Genomic DNA, 2347 nt, shown 5'->3' with positions numbered 1-2347 from the left:
AACCCGCTGGCCAGGCCGGCGCTGCGGGTTTCGGTGGCGTAGACGAACAAGGCGATGGCCAGACTGGCCAGCACCGCCTCGACCAGGCCGCGGCCGCCATCCAGCACGCCGAAGAACCGGCCCTGTTCGGCATGGCCGGCGATCAGCTTCACCTGCTTCAGCGTCGCCGCCCAGAATGTGAGACCCGTGGTGATGCCGAAGCCGCCATAGATCACGAGCAGTGCGTTGTAGCCCGGCAGGGTGGCATACCACAGGCCGAGCAGCCCGGTGCCGACCAGGGAGAAGATGATCAGCAGGCGCGGCTGGATCCGGTCGGCCAGCCAGCCGCTGGGGAGGTAGCTGACCAGGAAGCTGGTGCCGAGGATCGAGTACAGGACCCCGAGCTCGGTGTTGTCGATGCCCAGCACCTCCAGCATCGTCGTCTGGTAGACTTGGCGCAGATACAGGATCGGATAGATCGCGCCGGCGGCCAGCACGATCAGCGCCAGTTGCAGGTAGCGCGACCGCGCGCTCGGCAGGGCGGCTACGGCCGACTGCGGCGCGAGACCCGGTTGGACGATGGATGCCACGAACGGCTCCTCCCGATGATTTTCTTGTGGTGTCTTGGTTCGCCCGGTCAGTGCTTCAGCACGACCAGCCGGGTCTGGGTGAATTCGAGCATGCCGTGCTTGCCGTCGTCGCCGCCGAGGCCGGAGCGCTTCCAGCCGGCGTGGAAGCCCTGATACGGGTCGGCCGGGAAGCGGTTGACGTAGAGTTCGCCGGCTTCGATCGCGTCGGCGAAGCGCATCACCGTGCGATAATCCTCGGTGAACAGCACCGAGGTCAGGCCGAACTGGTGGTCGTTGGCCAGGGCCAGCGCCTGGTCGGCGTCGCGATAGGGCACCACGGCCAGCACCGGGCCGAACACCTCCTCGCGGATGATCTCCATCTCCTGGCGGCAGCCGGACAAGAGGGTCGGCGGGTAGAAGAATCCCTCCCCGTCCGGCAGCATGCCGCCGGCCTCCAGCACCGCGCCCTCGGCCACGGCACGTTCGACCATGCCATGGACGTGCGCCTGCGCCGCGGCGTTGGCCAGCGGGCCCATCCGGTCCGGGTCGGCGGCACGGTCGCCGAAGCCGCGGGCGCGGAACGCCGTGCGCAGCCGGCCCAGCAGCGCGTCGTGGATGCTGTCATGGACATACAGCCGCTCGACCGCGGTGCAGACCTGGCCGCAATGGGTGGTCTTGGCCGCCACGATGCGGACGGCGACGTCGTCGAGATCGGCATCCGGCTCGACGATCACGGGGGTCTTGCCGCCCAGTTCCAGCGACGGGCGGGCGATGTTGGCCTTGCAGTAATACAGCACCGTGCGGCCGGCGCCGACGCTGCCGGTCAGGGTGATCATGCCGACGGCCGGATGGGTGCACAGCGCCCGCGCCGTCTCATGGCTCATCGCCAGGATGCTGACCAAGCCGTCCGGCAGGTCCGCCTCCGCCATCGCCGCGGCGATCGCGAGGGCCGAGGCCGGGGTGTTGTTGCTGGGCCGGACCACCACCGCATTGCCGGCGATCAGCGCCGGCGCGATCTTCCGCACCAGGGTGTAGACGGGATAGTTGAACGGGATCAGGCAGGCGACGACGCCGATCGGCTCGCGCTTCAGCATCAGAGTCTCAGCCGGCGTGTCGCTGGGGATCACCTCGCCCTCGATCCGCCGCGCCCATTCGGCGTGATAGCGCATCAGCTCGGCGGCATAGACCGCCTCGGCCGTAGCGTCGGCCAGGCTCTTGCCGGATTCCTGCGCCAGGGCGGCGCCGATCGCACCGGCCCGCGCCTCGATCGCCGTGGCCAGCCGGCGCAGCGCATCGCCGCGCTGGATCGACGGCAGCTTGCCCCAGCTCTTCTGCGCCGCCGCGGCGGCTTCGACGGCGGCAACCGCTTCCGCCTCGGTGGCGGCCGGAACCGCGGTGAAGACGCGGCCGGTGGCCGGGTTGCGCACCTCGATCACCGCATCCGTGGCGGGCGCGACGAACCGGCCGGCGATGAAATTCTGATGGGACGACATGGTCTGCATAGGTCCGGAACGCGGCCGGACGCGGGCCGACGGCCGGCTCTACGGCGCGGTGCATCCGGAACGATGGGCCACGGGAGCGGGGCGCTTTTCGTCGCCGGTCCTCCCGAGGCCGGCGGCGCCGCTGTCGATAGCCGGAGTGAACCGCGCCGCCGCATCCGGCACAAACGACTTGTTCTCGGGCAAAGCATTCGGAAACGGAATGTTATGGTGGGCGCCGAAAGTTTTTTCGAAGCGCCTGTCGATCCGCGCCGGGCTGGTTCGTCGTCTTCAATAGCGAGACACTGCAGCGACGATGGC

General features: G+C 69.2%; 2 protein-coding genes. Both read right to left on the bottom strand.

Annotated features, from left to right (window positions below):
• On the bottom strand, positions 1–569 hold a 569-nt coding region (locus AC3XYG_RS33985; protein WP_489144313.1), incomplete at its 3' end, for an MFS transporter.
• 47 nt (positions 570–616) lie between these two features.
• Positions 617–2041, bottom strand: coding sequence for an aldehyde dehydrogenase family protein (locus AC3XYG_RS33980; protein ID WP_489144312.1), 1425 nt, complete (start codon positions 2039–2041; stop codon positions 617–619).
• Positions 2042–2347 lie beyond the last annotated feature (306 nt).

The sequence above is a fragment of the Inquilinus sp. genome, from assembly GCF_057815775.1.
Note: the sequence above shows the minus strand (reverse complement) of the source record. Positions and strands in the feature narration are given on the sequence as shown.

Excerpts from the sequence above, each read along its gene's own strand:
- AC3XYG_RS33980 (WP_489144312.1), bottom strand. The coding sequence starts at position 2,041 with ATGTCGTCCCATCAGAATTTCATCGCCGGCCGGTTCGTCGCGCCCGCC.